The sequence below is a fragment of the Kribbella antiqua genome (assembly GCF_004345665.1).
Taxonomy (GTDB): domain Bacteria; phylum Actinomycetota; class Actinomycetes; order Propionibacteriales; family Kribbellaceae; genus Kribbella; species Kribbella antiqua.
This window is the reverse complement of the sequence record NZ_SLWR01000011.1, coordinates 250,819-266,858: the sequence shown is the minus strand read 5'-3', so window position 1 is coordinate 266,858 and position 16,040 is coordinate 250,819. Positions and strand designations below refer to the sequence as shown.

Below are 16,040 nucleotides of genomic sequence, written 5' to 3'. Positions count from 1 at the left end.
GGCCCCCAGGGAACCGGTGTCCCGATGTGCAGTCCTCACCGCCCCCCGGCGAGCACATCGAGGTGGAGCACAGGATGACAAGGCATCCGGTTCAGCGCAATACCTGCAGCTCCGCGAGTTCGGCACGGCCTTCCTCGGCCCGCTCCGGGAGCAACACGAGCGTGCATGCGCGCTCGAATCGGGCCTCGATGCGCTCGAAGGAATCGGCGGCTGACTGCAGCGCATCCTTGTCACCGGACATCCGGCCGGCAGCGCGGGCGAGGCAAGCGGCGGCCCAGTCGTTCTCAACGCCATCCGGCGCGGCAGCCGCGAGCAAGTCCGTCGCAGTGGGTAGGCCGGCGACCACCGCGAGTTCCGCCGCACTGGCCCGCGCGTACGGCGCCCACCAATACTCCTCGAAGCCCGCGAACGCCCGTCGTACGACGTCGGCGGCCTGATCCACCGCACCGAGATGTACGGCGACCCGTGCTTCGGCGAACACCGATGGAGCCGCCAGCCAGGGCACATCGACCGCGTGGTCGGCGCGAGCGACTTCGAGCGACCGGGTCTGCCACAGCTCGAACAATCCGTCGTCGCGCAGCCCGTGCACCAGTGCCGCCATGGACATCGCGGATGCCATCCACTCGATCGGCCGCGCACCCGCTCGTTGCCAGCGTTCCCACAACGCGTCAGCCCGCTCGATGCAGGTATCGAACCGCCCGGTCAACGCGGACACCCGGATCAGCCGCGGCAGCGAGATGTACGGATGGTCACCGACCGGGTCGTTCGGCGCACGAATCACAGCCAGCGCCGCCGGTAGATCTCCGACCGCGACCGCCGTGGTGGGTGCGACGTGGAAGGCGTCGATGATCTCGGCCGCCGCGTACGGCTCGTGCTGCGGGAGAGGTTCGACCAGCCGCATCCGTTCCAGCGCGTACGAGCGGGCTTCGCGTAACCGGCCGCTGTTCCCGGCCGCGATGGTGAGTGCATCGAGTGCCCCCGCGATCAGGACCGGGTCGCCGGTTCGCCGGGCCGCGTCGACCGCTTCGCGGGCGAGCTTTGGGTCAACCTGGATCCGCTGGTCGCCATGGTTCCAGGCCTTCGCGGACGCGATCAGCGCGGTCACGTGGAGATCTCCAGGTATGGCGCAGTCCACGGCTTTCGCCACCAATCGTGCGGTCTGTTCCGAGGGCAGTTGATACAGCGCACCGGTCGGGTACCGGTTGACCGCGATCACCGCCGAGGCCAGCATCGTCGCCCGAACGTTGCCGTCGGCAACCGCCCGCTCGGCGGCGTCGAGCAGCAGCTGAACCCCGGTCTGCGCGTCGGAGACAGCGAGCGTGGCATCGGCGGCCGACCGCAGGTCCCGCGCCGCGGCCACCCCGTCCTCTGCCCGGTCCGCCGCCGACCGATAGTGATCGATCGACTCCAGGAACTCCCGCCGGGCGAAGCTGAGATGGCCCAGCGAACGCGCCAACCTGTGCGCGGCCGGACCGGGCGCCGCCGCGGTCCCGGCCAGCGCGGCACGCAGGTCACCGACCACTTCGTCGTACGGCGTGCGCCAGTCGGAGCCGTCGAGTTGGTTCTCCAAATCAGCCGCGGTGTCGGCGGCCCAGCGCACGTAGCGGTCCCGGGCGGTCTCCAGCTCGTCGGGTCCGAGCTGGTCTTTGGCAAACTCCCGGATAGTCTCGAGGAGCCGCCAGCGCGATCCACGGCGTACTGCCAGGCTCTTGTCGGTCAGGCGGCCGAGCAGGTCCGCGACCTCGCCACGGCCGAGCTCCGGGCTGGTCGCGCAGGCGGCGTCCAGGTCGAAGCCGCCGACGTACACGGCGAGCCGGTGGAACAGCAGCCGCTCCTCGTCGTCCAGCAGGTCGTGACTCCAGCCGATCACCGCACCGAGCGACCGGTGCCGTACGTCGGCGCCACGACCGCCCGCAAGCAACCGGAGCCGGTCGTCCAGCGCGGCCCGCAGCCCGTCTGCGCCGAGTGAACCGATCCGGGCCGCGGCGAGCTCGATCGCGAGCGGCATCCCGTCCAGCCGCGCGCAGACCTCAGTGAGGTCGTCGGGCGCGGCGTCGAAGGACGGGTCGACGGCGCGGGCCCGGTCGAAGAACAGCTCCGTCGACGCGTCCAGCGGTGGCAGCAGCACGGTCGTCTCACCTGGAACTCCGAGCCGTTCCCGGCTGGTCGCGAGTACGGTCGCCTCCGGACAGGTGCCGAGCAGCCGCTCCACCAGTACGGCGACTTCGTCGACCAGGTGCTCGCAGTTGTCCAGCACGAGCAGCGACCGGCCCGACTGCAGGTGCTCGATCAGCACCTGCTCCAGGGTCTGCGGCGGCTGTTCGGTCACTCCTAGCGCAGTCGCGACTGCCCGGGCGACGAGACCCTCCCTGACTGGCACCAGGTCGACGAACGCACCGGGCACGGCCAGTTCAGCGCCACCACTGCGGCGAGCCGCGTCTTGCCCATCCCGCCGGGGCCGAGCAGGGTCACCAGCCGGGCCTGCCCGAGTGCATCCCGCAGATCAGCCGTGTCCTGGGTACGCCCGAAGAAGGTGGTGCGGCTCGCCGACAGTCCGGTCATCCCGGGCCCGCGACGCGTCCCGGCCAGGTTTGCCAGCTCGCGGCGGTCCGTGACGCCGTACTTGCGGAGCAACGAGGACACGTGGCTCTCGACCGTCCGCACCGAGATGTGGAGGGTGCGGGCGATCTGCGCGTTCGACCGGTGCTCCGCGACCGCGGCCAGCACCTCGGCCTCGCGCGTGGAGACCTCGACCTCGCTCATCTGGAACATCATGACCGATCCGTGGGGCTTTCCGTGGTGGATCCGTGGTCGGCACGGATGTGGCTCGCGGGCGGCCGGCGGGAGGGTCGTCGTACCAGAACAACTCTTTGGAGGTAGTGATGAGTACGACGGTGACGACGACACGCAGGGTCCGGCCGGGAACGGTGGCGCTGTGGGTGGTACAGGTTCTGCTGGCCGCGATGTTCGCGATGGCGGCGCTGCCAAAGCTCTCCGGTGACCCGCTGATGGTGGAGATGTTCGACGCGATCGGTGCCGGGCAGTGGTTCCGGGTCCTGGTCGGCGTGCTGGAGCTGGCTGGAGCGATCGGGCTGCTGCTGCCGCGGCTGTGCGGTCTGGCCGCGCTCGGGCTGGTTGGGGTGATGGTCGGTGCGATCGTGACCAACCTGTTCGTGCTGGGTGCGTCTCCGGCGATCCCAGTTGCCTATCTGCTGGTGGCTGCGGCAATCGTCTGGTTCCGCCGGTCCACGTTGGTCCCGCGATGACCATCTCGGCGTTCGAAGGGGTGCTGATCCGGCCGGGTGATGAGGGGTACGACGCCGGCCGGGCGGTGTGGAACGCGATGGTCGACCGCCGGCCGGTCCTGATCGCGCGGTGCGCCAGTACGGCGGATGTGGTGGCGGCGCTGCGATACGGGCGTGAGGCGGGTCTGGAGATCGGAGTCCGCTGCGGCGGTCACAGCTTCCTCGGTCTGCCCGTGGTGGAAGACGGTCTGCTGATCGACCTGTCCCCGCTGAACGCCGTACAGGTTGACCCGGGCAGCCGCCGTGCCCGGGTCGGCGGCGGCGCCCTGCTCGGTGCACTCGATGTTGGTGCGCAGCGTTACGGGCTGGCGGTGACGGCCGGCAATGTGTCGCACACCGGGGTCGGCGGGCTCACGCTGGGTGGCGGGATCGGCTGGCTGGCTCGGGCGTATGGGCTGAGCTGCGACAACGTGGCGTCGTACGAGCTGGTGACGGCGGAGGGCGTCGTACTGCGAGTTAGTGAGACGGAGCATCCGGACTTGTTCTGGGGGCTGCGTGGCGGTGGCGGGGGATTCGGGGTGGTGACGTCGTTCGAGTTCCGGCTGCATCCGGTCGGGACGAGTGCTCTGACTGCCGACCTGTTCTACGAGTTGGAAGACGCAGGTACGGCGTTGCGCGGGTGGCGGGAGCTGTTCGTCGACGCGCCGCGGCAGGCGACTCCGGTGGCGCGGGTCGGGCGGTGGGAGGAGTTCGGCGGCCGGCCGATGGCGAGCATCGGGTATGTGTGGGTTGGCGACGTGTCGGAGGGGCGGAGGCTGCTCTCGGCGTACTCGACGGTCGGCAAGCCGGTGGGCCAGCGGGTGCGGGAGCTGAGCTATCTGGATTTGCAGACCGAGTCCGACGATGCCGAGGGTCACGCGCTGCGCCGGTACTGCAAGGGTCATTATCTGCGTTCTCTCCCGGATGCCGCGATCGACGCATTTCTTGCTGAGGGCAACAACTCGGGGCGGATGACGCTCAACGGTGGTGCGATTCTGGACGGCGCGGACTCGGCGTTCAGCCATCGCGATGCTCTGGTCGAGTTCACCACCGGTGCCGGCTGGACCGATCCGGCGGAGGACGAGGACCGGATCGCCGCGGCTCGGCGTTATGCCGCCGGGCTCGAGCCTTACACCAGCGGCACGTACGTGAACACCATCGCCGACGAGGATGCGACCGCCGTTCATCGTGCGTACTCGCCGGACAAACTCGCCAGGCTCCGGGCTCTCAAACATACGTATGACCCGGAGAACGTCTTCCGCCGAACGCCTCTGACTGGATCGTGACGACTCTGTTCGAATCTGATCGGACCGTTGAACCGGCCGGGTGCGGACACCAGTGTTGGGCGGGACCCGCTCGTCCCTGAGGAGACCGCCCATGAAACGACTCCGGTTCGCACTCGCCGCACTGTTGATGAGCGTCACGGCCTCGATCGTCAGCCCCGCCTCCGCGGCGACGCAGTACGAGTCGTTCCGGCCGGGCGCTCCGTGGCTGGACACCAACGGCAACGTGATCCAGGCGCATGGCGGTCAGGTGGTGCCGGCTCGCGACGATGACGGTCGGCGGATCTATTACTGGTACGGCGAGGATCGCAGCAAGGGGTATTACGACAGCCCCGGCGTGCACCTGTACTCGTCGTACGACCTCTACAACTGGAAGGACGAGGGGCTCGCGTTGCGGGCGTTGAGTTCGCCGGACCAGTTCGAGACCGACAAGTACTTCGCGAAGCTGTACGGCGGCTACACCGCGGAGCAGAAGGACGTCGTCTGGCGGGATCTGTCGACCAACAGTGTCCGCACAGATGGGTGGGCGCGGCCGTCGATCCTGGAGCGGCCGAAGGTGATCTACAACGCGAAGACCGGCAAATGGGTCATGTGGGTGCACTCCGACGGACCTTCGTCACCGACCAGCACGTCAACCTACGCCCGCGCCGAGGCCGGAGTGGCGATCGCGAACTCGCCGAAGGGGCCGTTTCGGTGGCTGGGGTCGTACCGGTTGAACCGGGTGCCGAGTGACTCGGTGCCGTGGTGTGGGACGTCGTCGGCGTTCGACCCGTCCGGTGGGATGGCGCGGGATATGAACTTGTTCGTGGATGACGACGGGACGGCGTACATCATCTATTCGTCCGAGGAGAACCGGACGATGTACATCTCCAAGCTGAACTCGTCGTACACGTATCTGTCCGCTGCGCCGGAGAACGCCGTACAGGGCAAGGACTTCGTCCGGACGCTGCCGTGCAGCCAGCGGGAGGCGCCGGCGATGTTCAAGTCCGAAGGCACCTACTACCTGGTGACGTCGGGTGCGACGGGCTGGGATCCGAACCCGGCGCGGTATGCCACGTCCCAGAACGTCCTCGGTCAGTTCACCGACCGGGGGAACCCGATCAGCGGCGACGGCGCGGCGAACACCTACCGGTCGCAGAGCACCAACGTGATCCCGGTCGACCGTCAGCAGAACAAGTTCATCTTCATGGGCGACCGGTGGACCCCGAGCGATCTGGCCAACGCGCCGTACGTCTGGATGCCGATGAGCTTCGGCGAAGGCGGCAGCCTCACCATCGGGCCGGACCAGGAGTGGACGCTCAACGACCTGAAGCCGTACACCCGCTGGACTGTCTCGAGCACGATTCCGGACAACGTCTGGCTCAACGACACGAGCACGCTGCCGACCACGGTCACCGTGACAACCGCCCGCGGATCACAGCACGTGGCGGTGACGTGGGACGCGTCCACCATCGCTCAGCCCGGCCCGGCGAACCTGCGCGGAACGCTGTCGGACGGCCGAACCTTCACCCGTCCCGTCGTCGTCGTACCTCACGGCCTGCGGTACGCCGTCAACGCGGGAGGTACTGCTACTCCGGACTGGACACGCCTCACCCAGGTCGCGTCGACCGAACAGCCGCTGCTGAACTCCTCACCGGAGCAGCCCTTGGGGACAGACCCGGTCAGCGGTACGACGTGGGGCTACACCGGAGCGAGCGCGCCGGCCGGCACCGGGGACCTCTACACCACCCTGCGCTACGCGAAGAACCACGAGCCGCTCGTCTACACCTTCGACGGACTCGAGCCAGGCAGCTACACCGTCCACGCCGGCTACTACGACCCCTGGCCGTGGGCGAACCGCGCGGCCGAGGTCTCGGTCAACGGCACCGTCGTCGACCCCCAACGCCTTTTCACCGCGACCCCCTCCGCGGCGGCATACCCCGCCACCGTTGGCGCGGACGGAAAGGTGACCGTCACGATCACCCCGACCCGTTCGCCCGATATCCAGATCAGCTGGCTGATGATCGCCCGGAACCAGTGATACTTGACGGGTGACCGGACCGCGCACTGTTGCACGGCGGCTTCCCGTTGGGCCGGGGGTTTACCGGTTCCGGGATGCCGCCGGCAAGGTGTTGTACATCGGCCGGGCGGTCAACCTGCGGCGCCGGGTGCAGTCCTACTGGACCCACCTCGGCGACCGGCCGGGGCTGGCCAGGATGGTTCGCCAGATCGCCCGGGTCGAAGGCGTTTGGTGCGACTCCGAGCACGAGGCGGCGTGGCTGGAACGCAACCTGCTGGAGCACTCCAAGCCACGCTGGAACCGGACCGAAGGTGGTCAGGAGGTCGTCGGCTACATCCGCTTCGACGATGGTGACAGCCGGCCGGGGTTGCGGTTCGCGCACACCGTGACCGGCACCGCGCCACACTTCGGCCCATACCTCGGCGGCTTGCGGATCCGGCAGGCGATCTCGGCGATGCATCGGGTGCTGCCGTTGACGTACACGACCGCCGCGGCAGGTTCCGAGCGTGAGTTCGCTCGGTTGTTCGGGATAGGTCCGGGGGACCGGCGGGCGCTCGCGCAGACGGCGATCGCCGTACTCGAAAAGGATCCGGCGGCGGTCGCGGCACTGCGTGCCGAGCTGGTACGGCGTCGCGACCGGGCGGCCGGCGAACTCCGGTTCGAGTTCGCATCGAAGTTGCAGGACGAGATCACGGCGTTCGACTGGATCGTCGCGGAGCAGAAGGTGTCCTGGCTCGAGCCTCATGGTGTCGAGGTGTTCGGCTGGGCAGACGGAGTGCTCGTGCGGTTCGAGGTGCGTGGCGGGCGGATGTGTACGTGGACCCAACGCGCTAGTTCCGAGCAGGCCGCGCGTACCCGGGTAGCCGCAACGCCGGTGATGTGGCAGGCGTTCGCGCAACGAAATGCCGAGCTGGCGGCTCGGCTCTTGGCTGACTCTGGTGACACATAGCATCTGCTGTCATGGCCCAGCAGACTCCGTTCCCGCCCCCTTATCAAACGCCCAAGAAGAGCCGTGGGCCGTTGATCGTGTTCGTCGTGCTCGGGCTGGTTCTGGTGTTGCTGCTGGCAGTCGGCGGCGTCGTACTGCTGCGTGGCCGTGACAAGGAGCCGGCGGCGTCCGAGGCGACGCCGGCGAGCAAGCCGGCGGACCCGGCGGCGGTGCAGTTTCGTCGAGTCGTCACTGCCGAGCCGGGCAAGTGCCCTGAGCCGCGGTCGGACGGGGTGTTTTGCGGTACGGACGACTACCTCTACACCCTCGGCAAGGTCGAGCTCGACGGCAGCAACGTCACCGAGGTGAAGCCGGCCCAGTCATCCGATGGCTCCTATTGGTACGTCGGCTTGACTCTGGACGGAGAAGGCACCCGGCTGTTCAGCGCGCTGACTCAGGATTTGGCCGGGAAGACCTCGCCGCACAACCAGCTCGCGATCCTCGTCCGCGATCAGGTGGTGAGTGCGCCCGTGGTGATGACGCCGATCACCGGCGGCCTCGTCCAGGTCAGCGGCAGCAACTTCACCCAGCAAGACGTCGAGAACCTGGCTGCCAAGATCACCGGCTAGCGTGCACCAGCGGTGGCGGCCGGGATGGCTGTTCATGGATTGGGCCCGGCCGCCACCGCCGGCTCCCTCGGTATCCATTCCAGCCGCTCACCACGCCGTCCCGTCAGGGCCGAAAGTCCTGACTTGGCCTTTCCACTACCGCCACGCCCGGTATTCCGGGACCGCTGAGTCCGGAAAGGTCGTATGGTGGAAGTGTTCGCCTGGCGGTTTCCCCCAACCCGGACAGCTGGCCGAGTGGCAGGCCGCGGCTCTCACCCCCCCGAGAGACGCCATCCCCCTCGGTCCTTGACTGCTGTCCGGTACCGCCAGGCGAGCCGTCTCAGCGGTTGGTTACCTCGAAGGCGACAACTGCGGCGGCGACCGCGACGTTGAGCGACTCGACGCCGGCATGCAGGGGGATCTGGAGGTCGGAATCCGTGGCCACAGTGACGCCGTTCGTCTCGCCGCCGAGGACGTAGACCGCGCGCGGGGCCAGGTCGGTCTTGAACAGCGACTGCCGGGAGCGGGCCGAGAGGCCGTAGACGTGGTAGCCGGCCGTCCGGAGCAGCTCGACGGCGGTCTTCGCGGTGGAGGTGTTCACGATCGGCGCCTGGAAGGCGACCCCGGCGGAGGCCTTGATCACGAGCGGCCCGACGTGCGGCGTACCGGCCCGGGGCAGGATCACTCCGTCGAAGCCGGCGCCGGTCGCCGTACGCAGGATCATCCCGACGTTGCCCGGGTTGGTCACGCCGTCGAGCAGGAACACGTTCGTCGGCCGCTTGCCGCGCTCCCGGATGAACTCCTCCAGCGGCGTCATCCGCGGCGCGTTCACGTCCGCGACCACGCCCTGGTCGTGCTTGCCGTTGCCCGCGAGCCATTTCACTCGGCTGGCCGTCGCGCGTTCGACCGGGACGTCGTACTTCGAAGCAGTCCGGAGGATCTCGTGCAGCGACTGCCCGGTCGCGTTGTCGGCCACCACTACCTTCGCGACCGACAGCGCCGGGTCGTGGAGTGCCTCGAGGACCGGCTTCCGCCCGTAGATGGTGATCCACTTGTCCCGCGGCGACTTCTTCGAATCCACCCGCCTACGGTACGACGTGACTCTTCACAGCGCGGCAACAGCCGGGCAATCTTCATCGGTCACGCTGAGTTGCATGGAACAGTTGCGTACGGCGCTCACCGGCGGAACCGCCTGTGAGGTGTGTGGGCGGCTGCCGCATCCCCGGCGGCTGCGCTTGACGTTGGCGAAGCTGCTGGCGATCTTCCCGGTGGAGTTCGCGCTGCATGCGGCGGTGCTCGCGCTGCACCCGCCGTACCTGGTGTCGGTCACTCTGCTGGTGATCACCACCACCGCGCTGGTGATCTGGGTGATCGAGCCGTCCACGATGCATCTGCTTCGTTCGTGGTTGCATGCGCCGCGGAGCCAGCCGCCGTCGGGAATCGAGTCGCTGTGGCGGATCCGGGTCACGCTCGCGGACCGGCCTGGGGCGCTGGAGCGGCTGACACACGAGTTGGCTGAGGCGGACGCGAACATCCTCGGACTCCACGTCCACCCGGTCGACGACGGCGTACGGGACGAACTGGTGGTGTCGACTCCGGACACCGTGAGTTCCCGATGGTTGCTAGAGGCAATCGAAAACGCCGGTGGCCGGGATGCGCACGTGTGGCCGACGACCACGCTCGCCCTGGTCGACGGTCAGACCAAGGCGCTGAGCCTGTCCGCCCAGGTCGTGAGCGACCCCAGCGAACTCCCGCACGCGGTCGCCGAACTGCTCGGTGCGCACCTCGTCACCGACCGCGTCACCCTCGAAGGCCCGCTCCCGGCCGACGGGACCGTGCTCAAGATCCCGTCGCCGTGGACCGGCCTGTTCGCCTTCACCCGGCCCGGCGAACCCTTCACCCCAGCCGAATCCGCCCGAGCCCACCGCCTCGCCCAACTCGCCGAACTGGCCCTGACCCGCTGCCCCTGATCAGCTCGGCTTGCTCGCCTTTCCGTCGAGCCAGAGGACGTTCGACGGATCGCTGTGGGTGCCCTTGGTGCCGACGTGCTTGTCGCTGATCACCGGGCCGTTCTTGATTACGTGTACGAGCGCCATCGCGTGCCCGCGGCCGAGGTCGTAGTCCGCCTTCAGCCAGTCACAGATCACGCCGGCCTTGACGCCCGGAGCGTCGTACCCGCGTTCCTTCGCCTGCTCGACCAGCGCCCGCGGGGTCAGGCCGGTCTTCTCCTCGATCTTGTCCAGATACGCCTGGAACGACATCTGTCGCCTCCTTCAGCCTGAGGTGCCTTCTCAAGCAGGCGTCGATCGGGTGGTGCCGAAATCGACACCCTTCTCATCCTCCGTCGGAATGGAGGCCGTACTTGCGGAGGGCCGGAGCCAGCTGACCGACGTTCTGCGCTTCGACGAGGTCGAGGGAGACTTGGCGGAGCTTGACGTTGGCGTCCTGAGAGCAGCGCTTCAGTACGTCGAACGCCACGCTCGACGTGATCCCGTAGCGGTGCATCAGCAACCCGACCGCCTGCCCGATCACCGTCCGTGTCGCGAGCGCGGTCCGCAGCTGCTCGATCAGCGTCCGGCTGTCGTTGAACAGTTGCACGTTGTCGAACGCGACTCCCGCGTTCAACGCGAACAGCAGCACGACGTCGTACGACGTACTCCCGAACGCGTCCGGCTTGTCCGAGAAGAGGGTGAACGCCCCGGAGGAGTCGCTGGCCGGGAGCGGAAGGAGCAGGCAGCTGCGGTACCCGGCGTTGATCGCCGCCGCGGCGAACGCCGGCCAGCGGTGATCCGAGGCGAGGTCGCCGATCCGGTGCGGCTCGTCGTACGTCAGGGTGTCGTGCAGGGGACTGCCGATCTTGATCAGTTCCTCGGCCAGCGTGGCGCGGGCGGGTTCGACGAGCGGGTCCGTGGTCCGGTGGTGCCGCGCGACGATCTCCGCGATCCCGCCGGTGAGCACCGTGATCGCCGCCTCTTCACAGCCGGGCACCGTCTGCACCACGCGGGTGACGAAGCGGCCCAGCGTGGTCGCGACATCGTCGTCCTCGACCAGGCGGCTGACTTCGGCCAGCTCCTGGGCCAGCTCCAGAATCCCCTCACCCATAGGCTCATCATGCGCCTTCGGCAATGGGTTTGGGGACCCAGTCGGGGCTAGGCTCGAAGCATGTTGACCGTGAAGGGGCAGGCGACGCGGGCCCGGATCCTGGCGTCAGCAGCTGAGCTGGTGCATCGGCACGGCGTCGCCGGGACCCAGATCGACGACATCCGCCGGGCCGCGGGGGTGAGCGGTTCGCAGATGACGCATTATTTCCATGACAAGCAGACGCTGATCGAGGACGTCATCTCCTGGCAGGCGGACACCACGCTCGACGCTCAAGGGTCGCTCGACTCGTTCGACGCCTGGCATCGGTGGGCCGACCAGATCGTCGCGCGGCAGACCGCCCGCCAGTTCCGGGGCGGCTGCGACTTCGGCTCACTCGCGGGTCAGCTCGCGGAGTCGAGCCCCGCGGCGCGGGCCCAGCTCGCCGACGGCTACGGCCGCTGGCTCGAGCTGTTCAGGCACGAGTTGCAGGCCATGCGCTCGCGAGGCGTGCTCCGGCTCGACGCCGACCCCGACGCCCTGGCCCACACGATGCTCGCCGCAATGCAGGGCGGCGTACTCCTAGCCCAAACCCTCCGCCGACCCGAGCCCCTCCGCGACTCCCTCGACGCGGCGCTCAACCACCTGGAGTCGTTTGCCGGGTAGCGGGTACCGGCGAACCATGGCCACTCAGAAACAGCGTGCGACGGCACGCAAGAACGTGAAGTCGGCGATCAAGGCCGCAACGGCCAAGAAATCGATCTCGAACATGCCGAAGAAGACCCGGACCGCGCTCGGCAAGCAGGGCGCAGCGGTCGCGCAGCGCAAGCGCACCGGCGCGGACGAGCCGAAGACCCGCCAGGAGCTCTACCGGGAGGCTCAGCGTCGCGACCTCAAGGGCCGCTCGAAGATGGGCCGTGACGAACTAGCGAAGGCGCTGGGCCACCGCTAGGCACCGCAGTACGGCGGCCGCGGACCGATCGATGTCGGACTCGTCGGTCGACCAGTTGCTGACCGAGATCCGCATCGCCGCCTGACCGTGCCACGTCGTACCGGACATCCAGCACGTGCCGTCGTCCTGCACAGCCTTCACCACCCGGCGGGTGAGCTCGTCATCATCGCCGAACCGGACCAGCACCTGATTCAATACGACATCATTCAGTACGGCGACCCCGTTGGTCGCGAGCGTGTCGGCGAACCGGCGAGCCATCGCGTGACACCGCTCGACGATCTCGGTGATGCCGGACCGTCCGAGCGCCCGGATAGCGGCGTACACGGGGAATCCCCGCGCGCGGCGGGAGAACTCGGGGTTGAAGTCGAGCGGATCGCGCTGCCCGTTCTCGTCGTGGATCAGGTACGTCGCCCGGACGGACATGGCGGCGCGATGCGGTTCGGGGTGTGCGCAGAAGACGAGGCCGGAGTCGTACGGGACGTTGAGCGTCTTGTGTGCGTCGGTCGCCCAGGAGTCGGCCCGCTCGATGCCTTTCAGCAATGGTCGTAGTTCGGGGCTGACGGCTGCCCAGAGGCCGAACGCGCCGTCGACGTGCACCCAGGCGTCTTTCGCTACTTCTTTTGTGAGGTGGCAGATCTCTTCGATGGGGTCGATCGCGCCCGTGTTCACGTTGCCCACCTGAGCGCAGACGATTGTCGGGACCTGTTGTTTGAGCTCTTCAGCGAGCGCGTCGGGGCGCATTCGGCCTTGATCGTCGACGTCGATCGGGACGATGCAGTCGGTGCCGAGTCCGAGGAATCGCAGGGCGCGGTCGATGGTGTCGTGCCGCTCCGCGCCGGCGAGGACCCTGATCGTCGGCGCGCCGATGAGTCCTTGTTTCTCGACGTCCCAACCAGCCTTCTTCAGTACTTCGTGCCGGGCGGCGGCCAGGGCGGTGAAGTTCGCCATCTGCGCGCCGGTCACGAAACCTACGGAGGTCTGCTTGGGTAGGTTTAGGAGACTTTTGAGCCAGTCGGCCGCGACCTCCTCGACCACAGCGGCTGCGGGTGCGGCGGCGTACAGGCCCGCGTTCTGATCCCAGGCCGTGGTGAGCCAGTCGGCCGCGAGCGCGGCCGGTGTTGCACCGCCGAAGACGAACCCGAAGAAGCGGCCGCTGCCGCTCGGCAACAGCCCTTCCTCGACGCCTTTCGCGATGTCTGCGACCACCTCTTTAGGGTCCGTTGGTCCTTGGGGCAGGGGACCGCCTAGCTCGTGGCGGAGCTCGGCGGCTGTCGCCCGTGGGCCTACCGGTCGCTCGGGTAGTCCCTCGAGATAGTGCGTCGCCCGCTCGTACGCCTCGGTGAGCGGTCCTTCCCAGTCGTGCTTGTCCATATCTTCTTTGTAGGTCTTTTGCGTGTGATCCGGCGTGTGACGGCATTACAGTTCTCGCTTGAGGAGGCGTGGATGGCGCGAGCTGTGACCGGGAGTCGCTGGGCGGCGATCGTCGGTTATTCCCTGGTCGGCGCGGCGACCCAGCTCGTCTGGCTGAACTTCGCCGGCGTGACCACTGTTGCCTCGACGCGGTACGGCGTCTCGGAGGGTGCGATCGGCTGGCTCGCCCAGGTGTTCCCGCTGCTGTACGTCGTACTGGCGATTCCGTGCGGCTTGATCCTGGACCGCTGGTTCCGGGCCGGGTTGATCGCTGGCGCGGTGTTGACCGCCGTGGGAGCCGTGGTCCGGTTGGCCGGCGACTCCTTCGGCTGGCTGCTTGCCGGCCAGATCGTTGCCTCCATCGCCCAACCGCTGGTGCTGAACGCGGTCACCGGCATCACCGGCCGCTACCTTTCAGCGAAGGATCGGCCGACCGGGATCGCCGTCGGTACGGCCAGCATCTTCGCCGGCATGGTGATCGCCTTTCTCCTGAGCGCTGTCACCTCAGACATCCCGGCGATCCTTGCCGTCAGCGCGGTCTTCTGCTTGGTCTCCGGTGCTGTACTGGTCGTTGCTTTGCGCAACCAAGGGCCGTTCGAAGTGGCTCGGCTCGGACCCTCGCGCGGCGCCTTGCGGATCGCCTGGGGCGACTCGCTGATCCGCCGCTTGTGCGTGCTGGCGATCTTCCCATTCGGCGTTTTCGTTGCCATGAGCACCTTCGCACAGGCGCTCCTGGAACCGGCCGGAGTCACCGGCGGTACGGCCAGCACGATCCTCCTCGTCCAGGTCGTCGCCGGCGTCCTCGGCAGCGCGATCATCCCGATCATCGTCGTACGCCGCCACGCGGAGTCCCTGCTGCTCGTCATCAGCCTGGCCACGACCGCGGCCGCGTGCGTCCTGCTGGCCCTGCTCCCAGGCGTCGTCACGGGCTTCGTCGCCATCACCTTGATCGGCCTCTTGCTTCTCCCTGCCCTCCCGATCGTCCTCGAACTCGTCGAACGCCGCACCGGCGAAGCCGAAGGAACCGCAGCCGGCCTCATCTGGATGTCCGGCAACCTAGGCGGCCTCCTGGTAGCCGTAGTAGTAGGCCTCCTCGTAGACCACCCGACGGCTGCCTTCACGGTCATGGCCCTCATCGCCCTAGCCGCCGTCCCAGGCGCCCACGCCCTCCGCCGCCCCCTCACCACCCTCCGCCCCCAAACCCCCACCCAGATCCCCTAAGATGGTCCAGCACAACACCCGCCGGTGTGGCGCAACTGGCAGCGCACCGCTCTTGTAAAGCGGTGGTTAGGGGTTCGAGTCCCCTCACCGGCTCTCTGAACTGGGCACATAACCCGGACGTGGTGAACCTCCGGGCCCCGGATCATGCCCTGTTGGCCGGGCTATCGCCCGCCCCTCCTTGGCTTGGGAGGGGGGCCGGCGGAGTCGCGGATGACGACGTGGGTGCCGATCACGGTGTGCTGGTTCATGGCGTGCCGGTCGCGGTTCAGGGCGTAGCGTACGGCGGTACGGCCGAGGTCCTCGTGGTCCACGTGAACCGTGGTGAGTTGCGGTGTGAGGTCTCTGGCCAGCGGGATGTCGTCGTACCCGACGACGGAGACGTCCTCGGGGACCCGGAGGCCTGCTTCTCGCAGCGCGACCAGAACCCCGCTGGCTACGACGTCGGTGGCGGCGAAGATTGCGGTGAACTTGTGGCCGTGTGCCAGCAGGTCGTGGGTGGCCTGGTAGCCGGACTCGCGGTCGAAGGTGATCGCGCGCGTTTGCTGCTGCGGTACCGGGAGGTGGTGTGCCTTGTGAGCGCGCTCGAACCCGCGGAGGCGTCCGTCGACAGTGCTGTGACCCGGTCGACCGGCGCCCAGGAAGACGATGTCGCGGTGACCGAGCGAGATGAGATAGCTGGTGATGGCGTAGGCGCCGCCTTCGTTGTCGTACTCGACCACCGTCGCGGGCACGTCGGGACCTAGCGGCGGGCGGCCGCAGAGCACGAGGCGGGAGCCGGACTTGTCCAGTCCCCGGGCGGCCTGCGTCATCCGCTCGATGTAGCTGCTGCTGTTGCTGCCGCCGCCGACGAGGACCACCGCCTCGGCCTGCTGCTCGCGCATGAGCTCGATGAGTTCGAGCTCACGTTCGGGGTCGCCGTGAGTCGTGCAGACCAGGCACAGCCGACCCTCGGCGGTGGCCTCCTGCTCGACGCCTTGACCGACGTAGGCGAAGGCGGGGCCGACGAGGTCGTGGACGATGAAGGCCACGGTCTTGGTGCCGCCGCCGCCCAGGGCCCGCGCCTGTGCGTTGATGACGTAGTCCAGTTCGCGGACGGCCTTCATCACCCGCGCGCGGGTCGCGGTCGAGACGGGATAGTTGCCGGCGAGCACCCGGGACACCGTGGTGGCGGACACCCCCGACGAAGCGGCGACGTCCTTGACGGTCGGACGCTCACCGGACGTCGGCTGTCGTGCCACCACGGCCCCCTTCGAAGATGCTGGAACGGGTCAACGATA

At 68.2% G+C, this 16,040-nt stretch carries 16 protein-coding genes and 1 tRNA gene; 10 read left to right on the top strand and 7 right to left on the bottom strand.

Features of this window, described 5'->3' with window-relative positions; all coding sequences use genetic code 11:
• Window positions 1-91: 91 nt before the first annotated feature.
• On the bottom strand, window positions 92-2,329 hold the full coding sequence (locus tag EV646_RS29625) for an ATP-binding protein (protein ID WP_132154370.1): 2,238 nt from the start codon (window positions 2,327-2,329) through the stop codon (window positions 92-94).
• A gap of 2 nt (window positions 2,330-2,331) precedes the next feature.
• Window positions 2,332-2,763, bottom strand: coding sequence for a response regulator transcription factor (locus tag EV646_RS29620; RefSeq protein WP_158291045.1), 432 nt, complete (start codon window positions 2,761-2,763; stop codon window positions 2,332-2,334).
• Window positions 2,764-2,882: 119 nt separating this feature from the next.
• Here EV646_RS29620 and EV646_RS29615 point away from each other — a divergent pair, with 119 nt between their 5' ends.
• The 5 genes from EV646_RS29615 to EV646_RS29595 all read left to right on the top strand — a co-directional run bounded on the left by EV646_RS29615 (window position 2,883) and on the right by EV646_RS29595 (window position 8,123).
• A complete protein-coding gene (locus EV646_RS29615; RefSeq protein WP_132154366.1) occupies window positions 2,883-3,266 on the top strand; it encodes a DoxX family protein in 384 nt (127 codons plus the stop codon).
• Window positions 3,263-4,570, top strand: a complete 1,308-nt coding sequence (locus EV646_RS29610; protein WP_132154364.1) for an FAD-binding oxidoreductase — start codon at window positions 3,263-3,265, stop codon at window positions 4,568-4,570. The genes EV646_RS29615 and EV646_RS29610 overlap by 4 nt, the downstream gene beginning before the upstream one ends.
• 91 nt (window positions 4,571-4,661) lie before the next feature.
• Entirely contained in the window at window positions 4,662-6,587 is a 1,926-nt protein-coding gene (locus EV646_RS29605) for a glycoside hydrolase family 43 protein (RefSeq protein WP_132154362.1), read from the top strand.
• Window positions 6,588-6,597: 10 nt separating this feature from the next.
• A complete protein-coding gene (locus EV646_RS29600; protein WP_132154360.1) occupies window positions 6,598-7,515 on the top strand; it encodes a GIY-YIG nuclease family protein in 918 nt (305 codons plus the stop codon).
• Between the two features lie 11 nt (window positions 7,516-7,526).
• Window positions 7,527-8,123, top strand: coding sequence for a SecDF P1 head subdomain-containing protein (locus EV646_RS29595; RefSeq protein ID WP_132154358.1), 597 nt, complete (start codon window positions 7,527-7,529; stop codon window positions 8,121-8,123).
• Between the two features lie 319 nt (window positions 8,124-8,442).
• Here EV646_RS29595 and EV646_RS29590 read toward each other — a convergent pair whose 3' ends face one another.
• Window positions 8,443-9,183, bottom strand: a complete 741-nt coding sequence (locus tag EV646_RS29590) for a TrmH family RNA methyltransferase (protein WP_132154356.1) — start codon at window positions 9,181-9,183, stop codon at window positions 8,443-8,445.
• Between the two features lie 73 nt (window positions 9,184-9,256).
• On the opposite strand from EV646_RS29590, the gene EV646_RS29585 reads away from it, so the two are divergent.
• The gene (locus EV646_RS29585; RefSeq protein ID WP_132154354.1) at window positions 9,257-10,072 is read left to right on the top strand and encodes an ACT domain-containing protein; all 816 of its coding nucleotides are present in this window, start codon (window positions 9,257-9,259) and stop codon (window positions 10,070-10,072) included.
• On the opposite strand, the gene EV646_RS29580 is transcribed toward EV646_RS29585, so the two are convergent.
• Together EV646_RS29580 and EV646_RS29575 are read right to left on the bottom strand one after the other, a co-directional pair.
• Complete coding sequence (locus tag EV646_RS29580; RefSeq protein WP_132154352.1) at window positions 10,073-10,363, bottom strand: DUF4287 domain-containing protein; 291 nt, start codon at window positions 10,361-10,363, stop codon at window positions 10,073-10,075.
• Window positions 10,364-10,436: 73 nt separating this feature from the next.
• A complete protein-coding gene (locus EV646_RS29575; RefSeq protein WP_132154350.1) occupies window positions 10,437-11,204 on the bottom strand; it encodes a GAF and ANTAR domain-containing protein in 768 nt (255 codons plus the stop codon).
• A 60-nt stretch (window positions 11,205-11,264) separates the two neighbouring features.
• Between EV646_RS29575 and EV646_RS29570 the strand changes: the two genes are divergently transcribed.
• Both EV646_RS29570 and EV646_RS29565 read left to right on the top strand, forming a co-directional pair.
• Complete coding sequence (locus EV646_RS29570; RefSeq protein ID WP_132154348.1) at window positions 11,265-11,846, top strand: TetR/AcrR family transcriptional regulator; 582 nt, start codon at window positions 11,265-11,267, stop codon at window positions 11,844-11,846.
• Between the two features lie 16 nt (window positions 11,847-11,862).
• Complete coding sequence (locus tag EV646_RS29565; protein WP_132154346.1) at window positions 11,863-12,132, top strand: hypothetical protein; 270 nt, start codon at window positions 11,863-11,865, stop codon at window positions 12,130-12,132.
• On the opposite strand, the gene EV646_RS29560 is transcribed toward EV646_RS29565, so the two are convergent.
• Complete coding sequence (locus EV646_RS29560; RefSeq protein ID WP_132154344.1) at window positions 12,106-13,503, bottom strand: pyridoxal phosphate-dependent decarboxylase family protein; 1,398 nt, start codon at window positions 13,501-13,503, stop codon at window positions 12,106-12,108. The genes EV646_RS29565 and EV646_RS29560 overlap by 27 nt on opposite strands.
• Before the next feature lie 72 nt (window positions 13,504-13,575).
• On the opposite strand from EV646_RS29560, the gene EV646_RS29555 reads away from it, so the two are divergent.
• Together EV646_RS29555 and EV646_RS29550 are read left to right on the top strand one after the other, a co-directional pair.
• A complete protein-coding gene (locus EV646_RS29555; protein WP_132154342.1) occupies window positions 13,576-14,763 on the top strand; it encodes an MFS transporter in 1,188 nt (395 codons plus the stop codon).
• 20 nt (window positions 14,764-14,783) lie between these two features.
• Window positions 14,784-14,856, top strand: a tRNA-Thr gene (locus EV646_RS29550).
• 68 nt (window positions 14,857-14,924) lie between these two features.
• Here EV646_RS29550 and EV646_RS29545 read toward each other — a convergent pair.
• A complete protein-coding gene (locus EV646_RS29545) occupies window positions 14,925-16,001 on the bottom strand; it encodes a LacI family DNA-binding transcriptional regulator (RefSeq protein ID WP_132154340.1) in 1,077 nt (358 codons plus the stop codon).
• Between the last annotated feature and the right edge of the window lie 39 nt (window positions 16,002-16,040).